Genomic DNA, 495 nt, shown 5'->3' on the forward strand with positions numbered 1-495 from the left:
GTGCAGTCCAAAAGTCAATCATCATGGACTGCAATGGAGATGGAGAGATTCGAACTCTTGACCCCCTGCTTGCAAGGCAGGTGCTCTCCCAACTGAGCTACATCCCCGCTTCTTCTTTTTTTATTCTGGCGCCCGCCTGTTCTCCCATGTCGTCTCCAGCATAGTACCTTCGGCCGCCCGGCTCTTCACGGTCGTGTTCGGGATGGGAACGGGTGTTTCCTCCGGACGCATCGGCACCAGAAGCACTGAGCACTTAACGAGGTCTCACCGAGTTTAGTGCGAAGGCTGTTCTTCGAACGTATGTGAGAAGAACTTCCTTGTGAAAACGCGGTGTGATAAAGCAGTCCTCGCTTAATCACTCAACAGTGAAACAACCTCTACTCGTACTCTTAGAAAGGAGGTGATCCAGCCGCAGGTTCTCCTACGGCTACCTTGTTACGACTTCACCCCAGTTACCAATCCCGCCTTCGACGGCTCCTTCTTGCGTTAGGCCAC

The 495-nt window shown here is 53.1% G+C and carries 1 tRNA gene and 2 rRNA genes; all 3 read right to left on the bottom strand.

The annotated features are described in order from the left end of the window. Positions 1 to 34 precede the first annotated feature (34 nt). Positions 35 to 107: transfer RNA gene (locus ACTQ1N_RS12770), tRNA-Ala, on the bottom strand. Positions 108 to 123: 16 nt separating this feature from the next. Then, a 5S ribosomal RNA gene (gene rrf, locus ACTQ1N_RS12775) occupies positions 124 to 241 on the bottom strand. Positions 242 to 393: 152 nt separating this feature from the next. Then, positions 394 to 495 (bottom strand): 16S ribosomal RNA (locus tag ACTQ1N_RS12780); the annotation flags it as partial.

The sequence above is a fragment of the Porcincola sp. LCP21S3_C12 genome (assembly GCF_052118625.1).
In the GTDB taxonomy this organism is placed as follows: domain Bacteria; phylum Bacillota; class Clostridia; order Lachnospirales; family Lachnospiraceae; genus Porcincola.